The following is a 19727-nucleotide window of genomic DNA, read 5'->3' as shown; positions in this document are numbered from 1 at the left end:
AAATCAAAAATCCTGAACTTCAAGGTGTTCGTCCTTGTTATCGTACTGTCCTTCTGATGATCGGCATCGGCTATCTCATTATGCTGTCCTTTGCGGCAATATGCAAGTTCTCTCAATCTCCTTGAACCGGGGCTGATTATAGTGCGCCCCGTAAAACATTCCGACTTCTCTTGACGTAACGGCGGCTCTCTGCGTTGGCGGTTAGCTGCTGGGCGTAAAAATGCTGGGCAAGCACTTTAATCCTGCCGGTGTGCGCATGAGCGTGGAAAGAACAAAAAGCGGCACAACGCCGAAATTTTTTCAGGCGCTGGATTGTCAAGCCAAATGTAACAGGTAAATGCCGGGCTGTCAGGCCAAGTACAACAGGCAAATTCTCGAAGTTCCTCAAAAGCTGTTCTCCTCTCCGAAATTCCTGAAGTCTCAAATGCCGGCACCTCCTGAAAGCACAGGAGGCGCCGAGTGAATGAGGGTCTTCACAATCCCCCCTCCATCTCTGCTAGAATAAGGTCATAAAACACTCAATCGAAGCGAGGTGACGGGATTATGAGCGAAAAACTTCAAACTCTGCCTATAGGCATCCAGAGCTTCGAGAGGCTGCGGAAGCGGGGGCATCTTTATGTGGACAAGACGGCGCGGCTGATGGAACTTGTCAGCTCTGACCGTTGTTTCCTGTCCCGCCCCCGGCGGTTCGGCAAGTCGTTGACGCTCTCGACGCTCGACGCGATGTTCCGTGGGAAGGCCGAACTCTTCAAGGGCTTGGCCGCCGAGGCGTGGGTGGCGGAGCAGGCGAAACACCCCGCGCCGGTGCTGCGGCTCGACATGAGCATGATGGACGTGCGGGACGTCGCGTGCTTCGAGAAGAACCTCGTGGCGGAGCTTACCGATCGGAGCCACAGGCACGGGATAACGTTGACCCGAAGCGATGCAGACGAGCCTGGAGGCGCCTTCAAGGGGATGATCTCCGGGCTTTATGACCAGGGCGGGCCGGTCGTCGTGCTGATCGACGAGTACGACAAGCCCATCCTGGACAAGATCGGAAACCTGGAGGCGGCGGAGGCCATGCGCGAAGCGCTCCGTAGCTTCTACACCGTCCTGAAGGGCTGCGACGAGTACCTCCGCTTTGTCATGCTGACCGGCATCTCCAAGTTCACGAAGACGGGTGTCTTCTCCGCCATGAACAACCTGCGGGACATCTCCATGGTGGAGGAGTTTGGCGACGTCGTGGGCTACACACAGGAGGAGCTCGAGGCCGACTTCGCGGACTGGATCGACGACGCAGCCGGCAAGATGAGCCTCTCCCGCCAGGAGCTCTTGATGCGGATGAAGGACTACTACGACGGCTTCTGCTTCGACGGCAAAACGCGGCTCTACAATCCCTTCTCGATCCTTAACTTCCTGGCCGACAGGGAGTTCAAAAACTACTGGTATCACTCGGGCTCCCCCACGTTCATCCTCTCCTATCTGCGCAGCCACGGGATCGACGACCCGGAGGTCTATCGGCACAAAAGCGTCCCCGCCGACTTCGCGGACAGCCAGGAGATCGAGCGGGCTAGGCCGGAGAGCTTCCTCTTCCAGAGCGGCTATCTGACCATCGAATCCGCGGAGGAGCAGGAGCTGACTCTGGACTATCCCAACCGCGAGGTCCTGAACTCCATCTCGCGCCTGTACCTGGATAACGTCTATCGTGTGGAGGGCTTCACGGCCCTTGGCTCGAACCTCTGGCGCGCGCTGAAGGACGGGGATATCGAGGGGGCGGTCAGGCTGTACAACACCGCGCTGGCCGGCATCCCCTACCAGGATTTCACCCGGCGGAACGAGTCCCTGTACCGATCTCTGTTTTTGATGCTCCTGCGTGGGGCGGGCATCACGGCCCACGGGGAGGTCCCCACGAACCGGGGGCGAAGCGATGTCCTGGTCCTTTTCCCGAACCGCGCAGTGGTGCTGGAGTTCAAGCTGGCGCGGAGCGCGGGCGAGATCGCGAGGCTTCGGGACGAGGGTCGGAAGCAGATCGAGGAGAAGGGCTATGCAAAACCCTACGACGGAGAGGGCCGCGCCATGACGTCCGCGGTCATCGTCGTCGACGCGAAAAAGCACACGGCGCTCGTCTGCTTGTAGCTTGTAGAAGGATGCCCTGGTGCTCTCCGCGCGCGTCCCCGACCTCGGAGAGATGGCCCGCTGGATACGTGTCTGCCGCGCCCTGCATTTCCGTCCCGGAACCCATTGAGCCCACGTGCCCTCGTTCATGATCTGACAGCCCGAATGACGGAGAAAAATACCTGATACCAATTCGCGTTTAATATGGATTGCCTCCCCTGCAAGGGGGGCTGCCCCTGCGGTTGGGGCTTCCCCTTCTTCATGCTACAATAGCGGCGGAAGCCGGGCCCTGGCCCGGAACACGATCTATGAAAGGAGAGGAAACAATGAAACTGTCGCTGTTTGGCGTCCTGGCGCTGGCCCTCCTGACGACGTTCGGCTGGGCGTGTGCGGCGCAGGCGGCGGACTTCACCGTCCGCTCGCTGGACCTCTACCCGTCCGGAGCGAAGTTCGTCCTGGAGGTCGCGTCGCAGGGGGACTTTGAGATCGAGTTGCCCGGCGCGTTTCGGGAGGACTCCGTGCGCCTCTTGAACCCCCTCGACGCCGAGGACTTCAAGGTGGTGAGCCGCCGACGGGCCGACTGGACGCCTCCCGCCCTGGCGGGACTGAAGGCGGAGGTGGAGGCTCAGGCGGCGGCCGTGGCGCGCCTCAACGCCCGAAAGAGCGCGTTCCAGCAGACGCTCCGTCTGCTGGAGGCCATCGACCCCGCCCCCGAGGACGGGACCCAGGCGCGGGACCTCATCGCCTACGTCCGGGAGGCCCAGACCCTGAAGCTCGATGCGGAGAAGGAGCTGGCGGAGCTGACCACGGCGCTCGCCCTGGAGACGGAGAAGCTCGAGGTCCTGAGGGAGGAGCTGGAGGCTCGGACCCCCGACGGCGCGGGTTCGTTCCTTTTGGTGTCCGGGCACGGGCACGGCGACGCGGTCCTCCTGCTGGAGGCCTTTGCAGAGGCTGCCGAGTGGTCCCCCCGGTACACCATGAACCTGACCACCGCAACGGGAGCCATCGAGACGGACCTCTTCGCCCTGGCCGAGCAGCGCACGGGGCTGGACTACAGCGGTGTCGTCACGTTCCACACGAAGGCACAGGACGAGGGCGTCCGGGCGCCGGAGCTGGCGCCGCTGCGCGTGGCGCTGAAGCCCAAAGAGCAGGACGGTGACGTCCGCAAGTTCCGGAGGTCGATGAGTGATGCGGGGGCCATAGCGCCTTATGCTGTAGCCGCCCCCTCCGCAGAGGCCGCCCGACCGGCCCCCAGGCGTCTGACGATGACGACGACCCTCTCCGACCGCACGGTGACGGGACAGGGCACGCTCTCCGGCGCGGGACTGCCCTCCACCTTCACGCTGGGGCGCATCGACCTCACGGGAAAGCCCCTGCTGGTCCTCATCCCGGAGCAGCGCGGGAGCGCCTGGCTTGTCGCCAGCATGGACAACGCCGAGACCTCTCTGATCCCAGGGCGCGCGGACCTCATGGTGGACGGCGCGCCGGCGGGCGTCACCTCCCTTCCGGAGTACGGCGTGGGGCAGATGCGGCTCCCCTTCGGCTACGCGCCCCTCATCACCGCCAGCAAGGAGCCGCTCGTGGCCAAGACCGGCTCCTCCTGGTTCAGCGGCGTGTCCACCAACGGCTACAGGATCAAGGTGACGAACGGCATGGCCGAGGACCGCACGGTCACGGTGCGGGACCGCCTGCCCATCCCCACGGACGACAAGGTGAAGCTGGAGGTGAAGCGCATCGAGCCGGCTCCTGCGGAGCGCGATCCGGAGAACCGCCTGACGTGGGAGCTGTCCGTCAAGGCTGGCGAGACCGTGGAGATCGTGGTGGACTACGCCCTGAGCTACCCGTCGGGGGAGGAACTGCTGTACCGCTGAGGAGGGAGCGCTCCAAAAGGGCTCCGTTGGGCTATAATAAACTTGACGTTATTTTGAGTGACGAAAACCGGTCCGCGAGGCGCCGATCGCCTTGCGGGCCCTCGTTGAATCTAAAGAAATTGCTGACGGACGCCTCCGTCGGACCGCGAAAGGGGCGTCCAAAAGCTTTTGCGGAGCGAGGCAGCGCTTTTTTCGATAAGGAGGTCGTGCAACCTTGAAGGCCATAACGCCGTTCCAGCTGTCCGGGCTGCCGATGGGCCGCGTCCTCGGGCTGTATTCGTCCCTTCCGCGCCGCTGAGCCATGGACCGAAACGGCTCGCTCTTTCAATGGCTCACGCTGCCCCCGGCAGTCGCCGTCGCCACCGTCTTCGTGGCGGGCGCCATGGGCTCGCCGTTGAGCGCGGAGCCCGTGAACCCGTCGTTTTGGGGGATGACGGGCCTCCTGTTCGTCGTCCTCTCGGCGCTCTACGGGCTCTTCATCGTCCATGGCTTCGGTGTCGGGCTCCTGCCGCTGCAGCTCGTCGCTCAGGGGATCCTGCTCTGTCCCCTGGCCCTGAGCCGCGGCGCGCGCATGTTCCAGTGGGTGGGCGTCATCATGGCCGTGTGCGGGGCCGTCGCGCTGGTGAACCTCTACCACTATCGTCGGAGGCGGCCCGGCCCTGCCGCGCCGAAGGGGACGGACGAGACGGAGGTCCGCCTGCCCGTGCCCTTCGTCGTCACGGACGGAGAGGGCGTCGTCGAGAGCGTCAGCAGCGGCATGCTGGAGGCCGCGCAGCTGCCCCTGGAGGCGGTGAAGGGCCAGAGCGTCGCCGTGCTGCTGACGCCGGGGGACGCCACCGCCACGCTGGGTGGAAGGACGTGGGACGTGATCCAGCGCCCCATGGAGGACGACCGCTACTATTTTCAGCTCAACGAACGTGTGGCAGCTCCCGCCCCCGAAGCGGGCGCAACGGCCCTGACGGACCCCGTCACGGGCCTGCAGACCTTCCGCTACGCCATGATGCGCCTGGACGAGGAGCTCTATCGGACGCGGCGCTACGGACACCCGCTGACCGTGCTGCTGATCCGCCTCGTGTTCTCCGCCGCCGCGGAGCGGGACCCCGACTCCAGGGAGGCCTTCGTCGCCTACGGCGCCCTCATCCGAAAGAGCCTCCGCACCTCGGATGTCGCCGCCCCGTCGGGGGATCGGGAACTGATGTTGATGCTTCCCGAATGCCCCGCCGCTTCGGCGGAGGCCGTCGTCAAGAAAATGCTGGGGCTCCTGGGGACGCTGAACCAGGACCATCGCTCCCTTTCCGAGGTCACAGCGCTTCACGTCGCTGCCTCCTTTGAGAGCACGGACGACGTGCCGAACGCGAGGTCGCTGGTGGACGGCCTCATCGCGTCCATGGCCAGAAAGTACACGCTGAACGCACAATGAACCCCTTCAGGCCGCGGCTTTTGGACCGCCTCATCCTGGGGGCCGTCGCCGGCCCGTTCCTGTTTGGCATCCTGATCTTCACGCTGATCTTCGTGGCGGGGGACCTGCTCTTTCAGGCCGCGAGGCTCATCATCGAGCAGGGCGTCTCCCTGGGGGTGGTGACGCGACTCTTCTTCTATCGCCTGCCCGAGGTGGTGGCCATGACGCTGCCCATGTCGTCGCTTCTGGCCACCCTTTTGGGCATGTCCTCCCTGGGGAGTGGCAGCGAGCTCATCGCGCTCAAGTCCCTTGGAATCCCCTTCTCCCGCGTGTTGCGGCCCGTCGTCGAGGCGTCCCTTCTCGTCTCCCTCCTGGCGCTGGCCTTCAACGAGACCGTGGTCCCCTTCACCACCGAGGCGGCGGACCGTCTGATGAAGTACGAGATCCTGAAGAATCAGGCCTCCGCCGTGCAGGAAAAGGTCTTCCTGCGGGAGGAGGAGGACGGCGTGCTGCGCCGCGTGCTGTACGTGGACCAGCTGGACGCGAAGCAGGGCGTGATGCGCGGCGTCATGGTGCATGAGTTCGACCGGGACCGCCTGGCGCGTACGCTGACCGCCGAGCGGGGCCTGTGGCAGGAGGGGCAGTGGTGGATCGAGGACGGGCGCGTCTACGAGGTGGACCGGGACGGGGAGGTCACCCTCCTCCTGCGCTTCGAGCGCCAGAGGCTTGCCCTGAACCTGTCGCCCGAACAGCTGCAGATGAGCACGAAGCGGCCGGTGGACATGAGCGCCCACGAGCTGTGGCGCTACATACAGCAGTCCAGCTCCGTGGGGGCGGACCTCTCCCGCCTGTGGGTGATGTTCCACCTCAAGCTGGGGGTGCCCTGGGCCTGCGTCATCATGGCGGTGTTGGGGGCGGGGTTCGGCGCGTCGCGCCAGGGCCGGCGGGGGTCGGGAGTCGGCTTCGGCATCAGCGTCGTCATCGTGTTCGCCTACTACGTCGTCATGTCCATGTGCCGTGCCCTGGGAGAGGCCGGGGCCATCTGGCCCTCGCTGGCGGGCTGGGGACCGAACCTGCTCTTCCTGGCCGTTGCGCTGTTCTTCGCCTGGAGGGTTGACCGGCGATGACGGACCCCATCGCGGGCGCGCCCATTGCCCTGATCGCCGGGGAGGGAGCCCTGCCGGAGGCCATCGCGCGGAAGCTGGCGGAGGCAGGGGAGGCCCCACTGGTGCTGGCGGTGCGGGACGACCTGGAGGCCCTGGCCCCCTTCGCCCGGAGGCTGGTGCGCCTCCGCTGGCCCAGCCTGGGGCGCGGCGTCCGGGAGATGCGGCGCTTCGGGGCGGGGCGGGTCATCATGGCCGGCTGGATCCCCAAGCGCGTCATCTACTTTCTGCCGCTGCTGTTCGACCGGCTGAGCCGGTCCGTGCTGGCCGGCAGCCTGATGGACGACCACTCGCTCCTGGGGGCCGTCGTCCGCGCGCTGGAGCGCGAGGGCTTCTCCGTGATCCCCTACTGGCAGATCCTGCCGGAGTACCTGGCCGCGGAGGGCCGTCTGGCCGCGCGGGCCCCCACCGGGGCCGAGGCGCGGGACGTGGAGTGCGGGCGGCAGGTCCTGCGCGTCACCCTGCCCTGTTCCTTCGGTCAGGCCGTGGTCGTGGCGGAGGGTGCCGTGGTGGCCGTGGAGGCCATGGAGGGGACGGACGCCATGATCGCCAGGGCGGGGACGCTGGCGGGACGGGGCGTCGTCGTCAAGATGATGCGGCGGGACCAGGACCTGCGCTACGACCTGCCCACCGTGGGGCCCGACACCATCGAGGGGATGCGCCGCGCCGGCCTCACCTGCCTGGCCGTGGAGGCGGGGCGCACGCTGATCCTGGACCCGGACAGGGCCCTGTCCATGGCCGGCCGCTACGGCATCGCCGTCCAGGGGATCGCGCCATGAGCGCGGTACGCTCCCTCTTCGTGAGCTGCGGCGAGGTCAGCGGCGACGTCTACGCGGCGGGGTTCCTCCGCCGCCTGCAGGAGCACGAGCCGGCGCTGGCGGGGCGGGTCTGGGGCATGATGGGGCCCAGGGCCGAGGCCGCCTGCCCCGACTTGGGGAACTGGCCCCACTGGAGTTACGAGGAGCTGCAGATCATGGGTCTGGGAGAGGCTCTGCGGGCGCTGCCGCGCATCCTGAGGCTGCGGCGCGCGATGGTCCGCGCCGTCATGGAGGCCCAACCGGAGGCCGTCGTGCTGATCGACAGCCCCGACTACCACCTCCCGCTGGCCTCGGCCCTGCGGCGCGCCGGCTACGGCGGGCGCATCGTCAGCCTGATCCCTCCCACCGTGTGGGCCTGGCGCAGCGGTCGGACAAAGGCCCTGAGGCGGGACTTCGACCTCTGCCTGCCCCTCTTCTCCTTTGAGGATCGCTTCCTCTCGGAGCGCGGGGTCCGTTCCCTCTGGCGGGCGCATCCGCTGGCGAGCGAGCTTCGCGGCTACGGCGCGCCGGAGGGGCTGACGCGGCGCATCGGCGGCGCACGGGCGATCGCCCTCATGCCGGGGAGCCGGCGCTACGACATCAAGCACCACCTGGACGTCCTGCTGGGCACGGCGCACATCCTGCGGGACGAGGGGTACCTTCCCGTCTTCTCCATCGCCCCGGGGCTTGCGGCGCCCCTGGCCGACGAGCTGCGGGAGCGGACGAGGGGCTTTGAGACGTGGGATGGAGAGGGGCGGGGGCTGCTGGTCGCCTGCCGCGCCTCGGTGGGGGTCAGCGGCACCGTGGCGGTGGAGGCGATGGCACTGCGGCGTTTCATGGTCGTCATCTACAACGTGCGCCCCCTCACCCGCCTCCTCCTGAAGGCGCTGGTGCGCACGCCCTACATCTCGATCCCCAACTGCCTGACGGAGGCGCCGGTCTACCCGGAGCTCCTGTGTGGCAACGCCGTGCCGGAGCGCATCGTGAAGGAGCTGCGCCGCTACCTGGAGGACCCCGTCCTGCGGGCGGAGGTCGATGGGCGGTTGGACCGCGGGCGGGAGGCCATGGGGACGGAGGATGCGGCAGACTTTTGGGCGGAGTGCGTGATCGGCCTGTGCGCGGGCCGGAGCGGAGGACTTGACGGTTGAGGGAGGGGCTTTTCGTATGCGAGTTTCCCTGTTGACGAACGGCCCCGGCGAGCTCTGGGGCTGGGTCCGGCCCGTGGCGATGGAACTTCGCCGGCGGGGACATTCCGTGTCCCTGTGGCTTCTGCCCTGTCCCTTCGCGTCGGGGCACGAGCGGGAGGCGGCGTCCCTGTTGGGCGTCGATAAGCTGGAGGGGCCGAGCGGCGGTCCGGGCCTCTGGCGGGCCATGGCCGACGAGCGCACGGACTGCGTCATCCAGCTGGGCGGGGACATGCTGTTCGGCGCGCGCATCGCGCGCTCAGCCCGTGCTCCGCTCCTCTGCTACACCTACGGTCCCAAGAAGGGGCTGAAGGGCGCGCGGGTCTTTACGGCCTTTCCCTCCCAGGCCCGCGCCATCCCCGGAGCCCGCGCCATCGGGGACCTCGTGAAGGACGCGCTTCTCCTGGACGCCACCCAGAGTCCGGAGCGGGGCTGCCCGACGCTGCCCCACGGGACCGCGGGCAGGGACTGGAGCCGTCCCAGGGGAGGGGGGCGTGTGCTCTTCCTTCCCGGAAGCCGTCCCCCCATCCGCCGCGCCGCCCTGCCCTGGCTTGCCGCCGCCCGGGCCGCCCTGCGCGCCCGGCTTCCGGAGGCCGAGGTGCGCACCCTCTTTCCCCCCTTCGTCCCGGAGGCGGAGCTGAGGGAATGGGACGACGCGGGGCTGCGCCCCGTGCGGGCCCCCGCGGGCCTCGTCATGAGGGACGCGGACTTCGCCCTGACCCAGCCGGGCACCAACAACTTCGAGCTGATGCACTGCGGCGTCCCCTCGCTGGTGGTGGCGCCCGAAAGCTTCCTGGACCTCATCCCCATCGCGGGGCTGAGGGGCGTCCTGGCCTCGCTGCCGCTGGTGGGGCGCGGACTGCGCCGCGCCGCGGCGCGGCGGATCCTGAACCGCTGGAACGGCGTCATCGCCCTGCCGAACCGCCTGACGGACCGGCGCGTGATGGACGAGCTGTACGGCGACGTCACCCCGGAGCAGACCGCCTCCCGGATGGCGGAGGACCTGAGCGACGCCGAAGGGCTGGCCCGCGCGCGGGAGGAACTGCTGGCCCTGTCGGGGCAGGGCGGGGCGGCCGCCCGCCTGTGCGACGCCATCCCCGCGGAGGACGGCTCCGCATGACGGGGCAGGACGCGCAGGGGGCCGCACGGCGGCTCATCGCCTGCGCCGCGCCCTACCGCCTGCGCCTTGTGGCGGGGGTGGCCTTCATGCTGGCCTCCTCCGGGCTGAACGTCCTGCCGCCCTGGCTCTTCAAGAGCGTGGTGGACGACGTCCTGATCTCCCGAAGCGTCCTGAGCCTCAACCTCATCTGTCTGGCCGTCGTTGCCATCTTCGCCCTCAAGGCCGTGACGTCCTACTGGCAGCAGTACCTGATGAACGAGGTGGGGCAGAGCGTCGTGATGGACGTCCGGGTGGCGCTCTACGACCACATGCAGCACATGGCGCTTCAGCGGATCGACGCCTCGCGGGTCGGAGAGCTGATGAGCCGCATCACGGGCGACGTGGCCACGCTGCAGAGCCTCGTCACCAACACCTTCGTGGACCTGGCCTTCAACGCCGTGACCTTCGCGGGGATGTTCGCCTTCATCCTCTACATCAACTGGCGCCTGACGCTCCTGATCGTGCTGGTGCTGCCCGTCGTGGCCTGGCTCCTGTCCTTCGCGGCCCGGAGACTGCGCCGCGCGGGGCACCGGGTTCAGGAACGGCTGGCGGACATCACCGCCATCGCCCAGGAGGCCTTTTCCGCCATCCGCGTGGTGCGCGCCTTCGCCACGGAGGAACAGGAGCTGAAGCGCTTTCGGGAGGGGAACCTCCAGAACTTTCAGGCGCTGCTCCACGCCGTGTCCATCCAGGCCCTCCTGGCCGGGGTCGTGGAGGTGTTCCTGATCTGCGCGTTGGCCGTGGTGTTCTGGTTCGGGGGACGAAGCGTCATCCAGGGGTCCCTCACCCCCGGCGAACTCATCTCCTTCATCGGGTACATCGCCTTCATGGTCCAGCCGATCCGCACCGTCATGAGCCGCATGGGCGCCCTGCAGACCGGCCTTGCCGCCGCGGACCGCATCTTCGACATGCTCCGGGCCCCCACGGAGGACACGTCCCGCTCTTTGGAGCTGCCGGGCCGGCTTCGCGGCGAGGTGACCTTTGAGGACGTCCACTTCGCCTACGCGGCGGGGCAGGAGGTGCTGCGGGGCATCCGCCTCACCGTCCGTCCGGGGGAGAAGGCGGCCCTCGTGGGGCCCACCGGCTCCGGGAAGTCCACGCTGGCGGACCTGATCCCCCGCTTCTACGATCCCACGTCGGGCCGCGTCCTGATCGACGGCCGGGACGTCCGCTCGCTTCGCCTGCCGGAGCTGCGGCGCCAGATCGGCATCGTGCCCCAGGACTGCGTCCTGATGAAGGGCAGCGTGGCCTTCAACATCGCCTACGGGCTGGCGGAGGACGGGCCGGACCTGCTGAAGGACGAGGCGCTGATGCGGCGCGTGCGCGAGGCCGCGGGCGTCGCGAACATCGCGGACTTCATCGAGGGCCTCCCGGAGGGGTACGGCACGGAGGTGGGCGAGCGGGGCGTCACCCTCTCCGGCGGCCAGCGTCAGAGGATCGCCATCGCCCGCGCCGTCGTCCGCGACCCCAGCGTCCTGATCCTGGACGAGGCCACCTCCTCCCTGGACCTGGCCGCGGAACGGCAGGTCCAGGAGGCCATGGATCGCGCCATGGCCGGCCGAACCTCCCTCATCATCGCCCACCGGCTCTCCACCGTACAGGGCGCGGACCGCATCCTGGTGCTGAAGGACGGCCGTATCCTTCAGGAGGGCAGCCACGCCGCGCTGCTGCGGGAGGGCGGGCTCTACGCGGACCTCTACCGCCTGCAGTTCCCCTCCCGCGGGGCGGAGCCCGACGGTCCGCGGAGGGAGCGGGGAGCCGCCGGTGGGGCGGAGGGAGCCGGACGCCCGTGAACCGCGTCGTCCAAAGCTACATGGCCTGGGTGCGGGGCGAGCGCCGCGCGTCGCCATGGCGTCTCCTGGACCCGGCCGAATGGGTTGTCCGGGGGGCCGTGACCTGCATCGACTTCCTGTACCGGCACGGCCTGAAGCGCGCGGAGGAGCCCCCCATCCCCTTCGTCAGCGTGGGAAACCTCACCTATGGAGGCACGAACAAGACCCCCTTCGTGGAGATGCTGGCCCGAGCCATGGCGGAGCGGGGCGTCCGACCGGGCATCGTGAGCCGCGGCTACTCGGGCGGTCGGACCCGAAGTCCCGTGGTGATCTTCGGCGGGGAGGGCAGTCGCGACGCCGTCGGCGACGAGCCTCTCCTGCTCTCCCGCCGCCTTCCGGAGGTCCCCGTGGCGGTGGCCCGGCGTCGCGCGCTGGGCATCCGCGCGCTTCGGGAGGCGGGGGTGGAGCTGGCGATCGCGGACGACGCCTTTCAGCATCGCGCCCTGAGGCGGGACGCGGACATCGTCCTGATCGACGCCGCCTGCCCCTTCGGCAGCGGCCGGCTGATCCCATCGGGCATCCTGAGGGAGCCCGTCGGCGCCCTCTCCAGGGCGCACCTGGCGGTGATCACCAAGGCGGACCAGGCGACGCCGGAGGCGCTCTCGAAGCTGCGGGAGACGGTGGGGCGCTTCGTCCCCCTGGAGCGCGTCTTCACCTCCCGCGTCGAGGTGGATCGCTGGGAGGTCTGGGCGCCGGACGCGGCGCGTCCGGCCCGCTGCGCCCCGCCGGCTGCGGGGCTTCGCGTGCTGGCCTTCTCCGCCATCGGGAGCCCGGAGAGCTTCGGGCGGTCCCTGGCGGACGCGGGGCTCCTGACGGTGGGCGAACGTCGCTTTCGGGATCACCACCGTTACGGGCCGGGCGAGCTGGACGCCCTGTGCCGCACGGCCGCGGACCTCGGCGCGGAGGCCCTGGCCTGCACCGAGAAGGACCTGTACAACCTTCCGGACGGCTGGCGGCCCTCCCTGCCCCTCCTGATCCCCTGCGTGTCCGCCGTGCTGGACGAGCCGTCCCGGTTTCTGGACGCGCTGACGGGGGCGCTGCGCCCGCGGCTGGCCGTGGCCTCCAACGGGTATGGCGAGGACGCCATCGGCGTCCTGCTGGCGCGGCGGCTGAGGGACCGCTTCCCCGGCGCGGAGGTGCTGGCCTTCCCGCTGGTGGGGCGCGGGGACGCCTACGCCGGCTCGGGCTTCCCCGTGGCCTCTGCGCCTTCCGTCACGCCGTCGGGGGGCGTGGTGAAGTACCACCTGAAGGACCTGTTGAGCGACATGCGGGCGGGCCTGCTGAGCCACGTCAGGGCCCAGCTGAGGGACTGGCAGGCGCTCAGGGGAGCCATTCGGACGCCGGTCTGCGTGGGGGACGTCTACCTGCTCCTGCACGCGCTGTGGGGCAGCGGCGTCCGGCCGCTGTTCGTGGCCACGGCCAAGACGGTGCGGCTCTCCGGGCATTGGCGGCTGGAGCGCGCCCTGATCCGGCGCCTGGCCCTCCGCACCTGGACGCGGGACCCGGAGAGCGCGGAACAGCTGGCCCGCGCCGGGGCGAATGCCGTCTACGCGGGCAACCCCGTCATGGACCTGCTGGAGGATGGGGCCGTCGGCCCGGCCCCCCTGCCGCCTGGACCGGACGACGTCCCCCTCGTCCTGCTCCTGCCGGGCAGCCGGCTGCGCGCCTATCGAGACGTCAACCTGATCCTCGACGCCGCGGTGCGGCTCTCCGGGCTGCGGCGCTGCGCCTTTCGCATGGTGCTGGCGCCCACGCTCTCCCGCGAGAGGCTCGGCGCCTCCTGCGGGGGCTGGACCCTCCGGGAGGACGGGGGGACGCCCGCCCTGTGCCGGGAGGGCCTTGTCGTCGCGTTGACCGACGCGCCGGTGTCGGCGGCGGCCCGGGGCGCGGCGCTGCTGCTGGGGCTGGGCGGGACGGCCAATCAGCTCTGTGCGGGGCTGGGAATCCCGGTGGTCTCCATCGACGAGAAGGGCAAGCGCGTGCAGAAAAAGCTCCTGGGCGACGCGGAGCTCCTGACGGCTCCCACGGCCCAGGCCCTGGCGGAGGGGGCTTTGAGCGTGCTGGAGGACCCCGTGCGCTACCGGCTCATGAGCGCGGCGGGCCGGCAGAGGATGGGCGCGCCGGGAGGGCTTGAGGACCTGGTGAACTTCGCCGCTTCGGAGTTGGGCTGGGACCTGCGCCAGAGCGTCTACGCGAGGCTCCTGTCCCGGGGGAACGGGGGGTCGACAACAGCGGCCACGGACGGGCGCCTCGCGTTTAAGGCCGTTTAAAGCTGGGATCGAAGGAGCCAGAGGATCGCCTTGAGGTAACTCTTCGGGACCCCCTTGCCCAGAGCGTACAGGCGGGCCAGCCGCCGCCTTGCGTGAGCGTCCCCCCGTTCCGCGGCTCCGAGGTACCACGCCGCCGCTTTGGCGTCGTCCTTCGCGACGCCCTCCATCGAGGCGAAGGTCGTGTCGTAGAGCTCCCCCGTCAGGAACTGAAGGTGAGGGCTTCCGTCCTCGGCCAGCCTCTCCAGGGCCATCGGGTCCCCCCGCAGGAAGCCCCTCAGCGCCCGCTCGTCCTCGCAGATCGCCTGCGGCAGGGCCGCAACGCCCGTAACCCCGTTCCACGCGGCGTAGGATTGATTTTTCCAGTCCGACGACCAGGGCCTCAGGTCCGAGAAGAACAAGAGCCGCGGCCTGAGCGCCAGAAGCGGGACGACGACGTCCCCGCTTTCCGTCTCCCTGCGGCTCCGCACCAGCTCGTCGCGGGCCATCAACTCGGCCCTGTAGGCGGAAGCGACCCCAAGGTCCCCGATCAGGGCGACGAAATTGGAGCTCAGGAGGAGGCACAGGCCCAGGAGTCCCCAACGCCAACGGAAGAGGCGGGAGGAGCGCAGCCGTTCGAGCGTCCCCTCCTGCCGATAGCCGAAGGCCCACAGAAGCCCCCACGCGGCCCCCATCAGCCAGAGCGTCAGGCTCACTGCGCGTTCGGGTAGCCCAACCCCCGTTCCCCATCCGGCGACGGCCTGCATCAGCGGCGCGATCAGGGCCGTGAGCAGGACGACGTGCCATGCTTTGAGGCGGGAGGTCACGCGGCCGTCGAGGGGCGGGACGGCCTGAGCGATGGTGGGCAGGAAGAGCGGGAAGGTCCAGACGATGGGGGCCGTGAAGAACCTGAGGGCCGTCATGAGGCCGAAGAGCCCGGCGACGCCCAGAGTTCTGATCAGCCTTGGGAAAAAAGCGACCGTCGCCGTGCCTCCCATGCGGATCGTCGTCCCCGGCGCCAGGAGCATCACGAGGAAAGCCAGCAGGGCGGCGAGCAGGAAGACGGCGGCCCGCTTTGCCTTCGCCGCTGCACCGATGGACAGAAAGTAAAGCGCCGCAAGAAAGGCCAGGACGACCTGCATCACGCTGACGGGCTCGAGGAGGGTCCCGTTCAGGAGCAACAGGAATGTGCAGCTCCAGGAGTTTACCCCCATGCCGTTCTCCCGGAATGCCCGGCCCGCCAGGGCCAGCGCAAGGAGCGAGAGGGCGGTCGCCCAGGTGTAGGGCATCCCGCTCAGCCAGTAAAGGGTCTCGTTCAAGGCGGGCAGGGCGGATAGGGACGCGGCGCACAGCAAAAGAGAACAGGCCGTCTTATCCCTGGCGGAGAGCCCCGGCACGAGGCTGTGTGCGCAGAAGTAGAGGGACCCCAGGGACAGCAGCACCGTCGTGAGGGGCAGGAGGCCGTAGAGGGGTCCCGTGCTCCAGGGGGCGGCCAGGGCGAGCAAAAACGTGTTGAAGGCCCTCCCGGTCCACTGGAGGTAAAACTGCCTCTGCATGTTGAAGAAGCCCTGCTCCAGAAAGGCGTTAGCGAAGTTGTAGTCGTCGGCGGAGGGGCGGGCGTAGAGGCCGAGCCAGCAAAAGAGGGCGATGTAGAGCGCGCAGAGGAGGGCGAGGGCCGTCCTCTGCGCGTCGTGCGGCTGCCGTGGGGTGTTCATGGCTTTCGCCTCCCGCACAGCGGGACCGCGGAACCCCCGAAAGGGGGGATCGCCCTCTCTCCGCTTCTTCGAGTGAGCGTCTTGAGTTCCCAGCATCTTTTCGGAGCCCCTGTGCTGCGGGAAATTTCCCCCGCCTCAGCGCCTCAGGGCGAGGCCCCTGCCGACCGGCTCCGTCTTGAAGCGGCCGATGAGCTCGCTCAGCTGCTCTGCCGTCTCCGCCATGCTGCGGGAGGCCTGTTCGATGCTCTTTGCGGCGTCCGCCGTCCCGGAGGCCGCCTGACCGATCTCCTTCTGGACGCCCACGATCTCCCCGATGGAGTTCGTCACGCCCTGGACGGAGGCGGTCATCTCCTCCGCGGACGCAGCCTGTTCCTCGGAGACCGCCGCGACGTTCTGGATCGAGTCGTTCAAGTGGTTCGTGGCGTTCAGAACCCCCTGCAGCTCCTTGTCGACCGCCTCGGCGCTGCCGAGGAGCTCGGAGAGGTTCTGGGCCATCTCCTTCGTCGCGGAGAGCGATCCGCCTGAACGCTCCTGAAGGTCCTGGATCAGTTTGCTGACCTCGTTGGCGGCGTTCCCGGACTCCTCGGCCAGCTTGCGGACCTCCTCCGCCACGACGGCGAAGCCGCGCCCCGCCTCGCCCGCCCGTGCCGCTTCGATCGCGGCGTTGAGGGCCAGGAGGTTCGTCTGGTCCGCGATCGACGTGATGGAGCTCACGAAGCCGGAGATGGCCTCCACCGACTGCGCCAGGTGGCCGATCTGCTCCATCGTCTCCTCGGACTTCTCCTCCGCCAGCTTCATGCCCTCGACGATCCGGCCCACGCTGTGGACTCCCTCCGTCGTCCCGGTGCTGACGGTGGCGGACTGGGTGGCGCCCTCCGTGGCCGCCTGGGCGCTCGACTGGGCCCCGGACGCCACCTCGCCGATCGCCGCGTTGATCGACTGGAGGGCCGAGGAGCTCTCGCCGAGGAGGGCGTCCGACTTGCCCATCAGCCCCCCGACGGTGTCCATCGAGGCCAGCAGGTCCCCCGATATCTTCGAGAGCTCCTCGGACTGGCGGGAGTTCTCCGCCACGCCGGTCCGGATGCGGGAGACGACCTCCCCGATGGACCCTGCCGTCCGGTTCAGCATCCCGGAGATCCTGGCGAACTCGTCCTTGCCCGAATCGTCGAAGCGGGTCGAGAGGTCGCCCGCCTCCAGCTCCTCCATGAGGTCGGTCATCCGGCGCACGGAGCGCGTCATGCCCCGAACGATGCAGAAGAAGGAGACTCCGACGATGATCAGCGGCGTGATCGCGACGCCCAGCAGGATCAGGAGCAGCGTCTTGAGGATGCCGGAGATCACGGAATAGGGGAAGAACGCGCCGAGGTAGAGGTCGTACCCCACCGGGGCGTAGAACATCAGGCGCCTCTCGCCCTCGTGGGTGTACTCGGTGGCCCCGCTCTCGCCCGCCGTCATCCGTCGGACCGTCTGGCGGACGCTTTCCGGAAAGGCCGGGTCCGTCAGGAGGTTGGCCTTCATGACCTGCTCCTTCTGGGGGGAGGCGACGATCAGGCCGTCCTTGCGGATCAAAACCCCGGAGCCCTGGCCGAATATCTTGAGGGCCGCCGTCTGCGAACTGATCTGATCCACGTCCAGGTCCGCGCCGACGACTCCAAGGAGTTTCCCCGCGTCGTCCCGGACGGCGACCGCCATGGTGATCCCAAGGCTGTTGGTCGCTGCGATGATGTAGGGCTCTGAGCAGATGACCTCCCCGTCCCTGGCCGCGACGGCCAGCTTGTACCAAGGGCGCGTCCGGGAGTCGAAGTCGTCGGGGGCTTTCCAGCCGCCTCCGTCCGCAAAGCGCCCATCCGACTCGTAGCCCCAGAACAGCTCCTTGATGCCGTTCGGCCTGTTCTTGGCCAGAAGGGCGGCGGCGGCGCGGGCCACCTCGTCCTGAGAGACCGCCCCGAAGTTCAGATAAGCGTACCGCAGCGATTCGGCGGAGGCCGAGAGGACCGCGGAGGATCGGGTCAGGACGCCTCGAAAGACCTGGGCCGACTGGGACACGCTCTCCACCCCGGCTCCCCTCAGAACGGAGGACAGCGTCGAGCCGCCCCAGAGGTAAACGACCCCGACCATCAAGAACAACACCAGGAAAACCGCTGCAACCGTCCCCAACATCTTGCTCCGAATCGTCATCTTTCCGTCTCCCTTGCCGCATCAAAAGCCGAAAAAACATCCCGTAGCGCCGTCGCGCAAACGCGCGAAACCCGGAGGGCCGCTCCTGCCGCACAAAGCTTTTTCAGCTCGTCAAAACGCCGGGGAAGGCCATTCACCGGGATAAAAAACAACTTCGCCGCTATTATATACACAACCCCGAAGGGCGGCAATACAATGCGCTCGAAAACTCTTGACATCCTAACGCAGTGGTGATAATTTAATGCTGAATTTACCCTTATTGGTATAGGGGAGGACGAGAGCGATGAGGCGCAGAGACGGAGAGGCCGCAGTGCAGGTTCGGAACAACGGGATGTGGTGGTGGCAGCCTTAAGCTGCCCTCTGTCCGCGCGCGTTGAAGAAGAAAGCGCTTTAAGGGCCGGAGGGAATCAACCCTCCGGCCCTTTTGTTTTGTATCGAGAGCGTCAGAGCTCGGGGCCGACCCTTTGGCCCCGGGCTTTTTTGTATCCCAAACTTTTACTTCATTTTTGCTTTATTCAGGAGGAGATTACGATGGCGAACGACGTCGAGAGGAAAGCGATGGTCACGGGGTTCTTTGGGGAGTACGGCGGGCAGTTCATCCCCGAACCGCTGAAGGCGCGCCTGGACGAATTAGACGAGGCCTTCCGGGACGCGATGGCGGACACGGCGTTTCAGGAGGAGTACCTGACGCTCCTCAGGGACTACGTGGGGCGTCCCTCGGCGCTGACGGAGTGCCGCAACGTCTCGGAGGACCTGGGCGGGGGGCGGCTCTTCCTGAAGCGGGAGGACCTGAACCACGGCGGCGCGCACAAGATCAACAACTGCATCGGGCAGATCCTCCTGGCCAGGCGCATGGGGGCGAAGCGCATCATCGCGGAGACGGGCGCGGGGATGCACGGCACGGCCTCGGCCATGGCCGCCGCGCTCTTCGGCATGGAGTGCACGGTGTACATGGGAGCCCTGGACATGGAGCGCCAGAGGCCCAACGTGGAGCGGATGCGGGCCATGGGGACCCGCGTCGTGGCGGTGACGGAGGGGCAGCAGACCCTCAGGGAGGCGGTGGACAGGGCCCTGTCCGTCTATGTGGAGGAGCCGGACACCTTTTACCTCCTGGGCTCGGCCGTCGGGCCGCACCCGTACCCCTCCATCGTGCGGGAGTTCCAGAGCGTCATCGGGCGCGAGGCGCGGGAGCAGTTTCTGAAGCGCGAGGGGCGACTGCCGGACTACGCCGTCGCCTGCGTCGGAGGGGGCAGCAACGCCATCGGGCTCTTCTCGGCCTTCCTCGACGACGCGGAGGTCCGGCTGGTGGGGGTGGAGCCGGCCGGCCGGGGGACGGACCGGCTGGGGGACCACGCGGCGACGCTGGCCTTCGGGACCCCGAAGGTCTTTCAGGGGTTCAGGAGTTACGTCCTGACGGACGCAGCCGGAGAGGCCGCCCCCGTCTATTCGATCTCCGCAGGGCTCGACTACCCCGGCGTGGGGCCGGAACACGCCTGGCTGAAGGACGTGGGGCGGGCCCGCTACGAGAGGGTGACCGACGAGGAGGCCCTCGCCGCGTTCCGGACCCTCTGCCGGCGGGAGGGCATCCTGCCGGCGCTCGAGAGCAGCCACGCGCTGGCCTGGGCGCTGCGCCTCCTGCCCTCGCTCGACAAGGGCGAGACGATCCTGGTCAACCTGTCGGGGCGCGGGGACAAGGACTTTCACTCGATCCCCGAGGCGTACAGGAGCTGATATCTTCAAGAGATTTTGTGCGGAGGCAGGGCCCCCTGCCTCCGCGCTTTCGCCCTGCCGCGTCCTCTCGAGGACTCCTGCCCTCCGGCGTGGAGCCTGGGGCGATTTTTCCGCTTTTGCCCCTCTTTGCCCTGCCATTTGCCCTTTGTGGGCGTCCCGAAGTCACGAACCTACGTTATAATACACAAAGTTAACGAAAATTTTCTGCGGCTGCAGGGAATCCGGTGCGAAACCGGAGCGGCCCGGCCACTGTAATCACGACGAGCCCGCAGGTCAGCCACTGCCGTGGGGCGGGAAGGCGCGGGCGAAGGATGAATGAGAGCCAGGAGACCTGCCGGGAAAGACCTTCCCCTTCCGC

13 protein-coding genes and 1 riboswitch are annotated in these 19727 nt (G+C 68.1%); of the genes, 10 read left to right on the top strand and 3 right to left on the bottom strand.

Annotation, left to right across the window (positions count from 1 at the left end):
* Window positions 1–136: 136 nt before the first annotated feature.
* Window positions 137–388, bottom strand: coding sequence for a hypothetical protein (locus ACK28C_RS04105; RefSeq protein WP_208873679.1), 252 nt, complete (start codon window positions 386–388; stop codon window positions 137–139).
* A gap of 155 nt (window positions 389–543) precedes the next feature.
* On the opposite strand from ACK28C_RS04105, the gene ACK28C_RS04100 reads away from it, so the two are divergent.
* The 9 genes from ACK28C_RS04100 (at window position 544) to lpxK (ending at window position 13769) form a co-directional block, all read left to right on the top strand.
* Window positions 544–2115 (top strand): AAA family ATPase, encoded by a 1572-nt coding sequence (locus tag ACK28C_RS04100; protein WP_409152481.1) that lies wholly within the window; start codon window positions 544–546, stop codon window positions 2113–2115.
* A gap of 305 nt (window positions 2116–2420) precedes the next feature.
* The gene (locus ACK28C_RS04095) at window positions 2421–3965 is read left to right on the top strand and encodes a DUF4139 domain-containing protein (protein ID WP_015556953.1); all 1545 of its coding nucleotides are present in this window, start codon (window positions 2421–2423) and stop codon (window positions 3963–3965) included.
* A 301-nt stretch (window positions 3966–4266) separates the two neighbouring features.
* Entirely contained in the window at window positions 4267–5385 is a 1119-nt protein-coding gene (locus tag ACK28C_RS04090) for a diguanylate cyclase domain-containing protein (protein WP_015556954.1), read from the top strand.
* Window positions 5382–6491: an LptF/LptG family permease gene (locus ACK28C_RS04085; RefSeq protein WP_409152480.1), complete on the top strand. Its 1110-nt coding sequence runs from the start codon at window positions 5382–5384 to the stop codon at window positions 6489–6491. Before ACK28C_RS04090 ends, ACK28C_RS04085 begins: the two co-directional genes overlap by 4 nt.
* Window positions 6488–7306, top strand: a complete 819-nt coding sequence (locus ACK28C_RS04080; protein ID WP_409152479.1) for an LpxI family protein — start codon at window positions 6488–6490, stop codon at window positions 7304–7306. Before ACK28C_RS04085 ends, ACK28C_RS04080 begins: the two co-directional genes overlap by 4 nt.
* Window positions 7303–8472, top strand: a complete 1170-nt coding sequence (locus tag ACK28C_RS04075) for a lipid-A-disaccharide synthase (RefSeq protein ID WP_409152478.1) — start codon at window positions 7303–7305, stop codon at window positions 8470–8472. Before ACK28C_RS04080 ends, ACK28C_RS04075 begins: the two co-directional genes overlap by 4 nt.
* Window positions 8473–8488: 16 nt before the next feature.
* Window positions 8489–9628 carry a hypothetical protein gene (locus ACK28C_RS04070; protein ID WP_409152477.1) on the top strand — a complete coding sequence of 380 codons (1140 nt, stop codon included), beginning with the start codon at window positions 8489–8491 and terminating at the stop codon, window positions 9626–9628.
* Window positions 9625–11460, top strand: coding sequence for an ABC transporter ATP-binding protein (locus ACK28C_RS04065; RefSeq protein ID WP_409152476.1), 1836 nt, complete (start codon window positions 9625–9627; stop codon window positions 11458–11460). The genes ACK28C_RS04070 and ACK28C_RS04065 overlap by 4 nt, the downstream gene beginning before the upstream one ends.
* A complete protein-coding gene (lpxK, locus tag ACK28C_RS04060) occupies window positions 11457–13769 on the top strand; it encodes a tetraacyldisaccharide 4'-kinase (protein ID WP_409152475.1) in 2313 nt (770 codons plus the stop codon). Before ACK28C_RS04065 ends, lpxK begins: the two co-directional genes overlap by 4 nt.
* On the opposite strand, the gene ACK28C_RS04055 is transcribed toward lpxK, so the two are convergent.
* Window positions 13766–15460: a tetratricopeptide repeat protein gene (locus ACK28C_RS04055; protein ID WP_409152474.1), complete on the bottom strand. Its 1695-nt coding sequence runs from the start codon at window positions 15458–15460 to the stop codon at window positions 13766–13768. The two genes, lpxK and ACK28C_RS04055, sit on opposite strands and share 4 nt — an antisense overlap.
* A gap of 135 nt (window positions 15461–15595) precedes the next feature.
* The gene (locus tag ACK28C_RS04050) at window positions 15596–17638 is read right to left on the bottom strand and encodes a methyl-accepting chemotaxis protein (RefSeq protein WP_409152473.1); all 2043 of its coding nucleotides are present in this window, start codon (window positions 17636–17638) and stop codon (window positions 15596–15598) included.
* A 531-nt stretch (window positions 17639–18169) separates the two neighbouring features.
* On the opposite strand from ACK28C_RS04050, the gene trpB reads away from it, so the two are divergent.
* A complete protein-coding gene (gene trpB, locus ACK28C_RS04045) occupies window positions 18170–19369 on the top strand; it encodes a tryptophan synthase subunit beta (protein ID WP_409152472.1) in 1200 nt (399 codons plus the stop codon).
* Window positions 19370–19559: 190 nt separating this feature from the next.
* Window positions 19560–19723, top strand: a riboswitch (cobalamin riboswitch).
* The last annotated feature ends 4 nt before the right edge of the window (window positions 19724–19727 follow it).

This window comes from Fretibacterium fastidiosum (genome assembly GCF_964642095.1).
GTDB lineage: Bacteria > Synergistota > Synergistia > Synergistales > Aminobacteriaceae > Fretibacterium > Fretibacterium fastidiosum.
The sequence above is the reverse complement of the archived record's forward strand: the minus strand, read 5'-3'. Positions and strand labels throughout refer to the sequence as shown.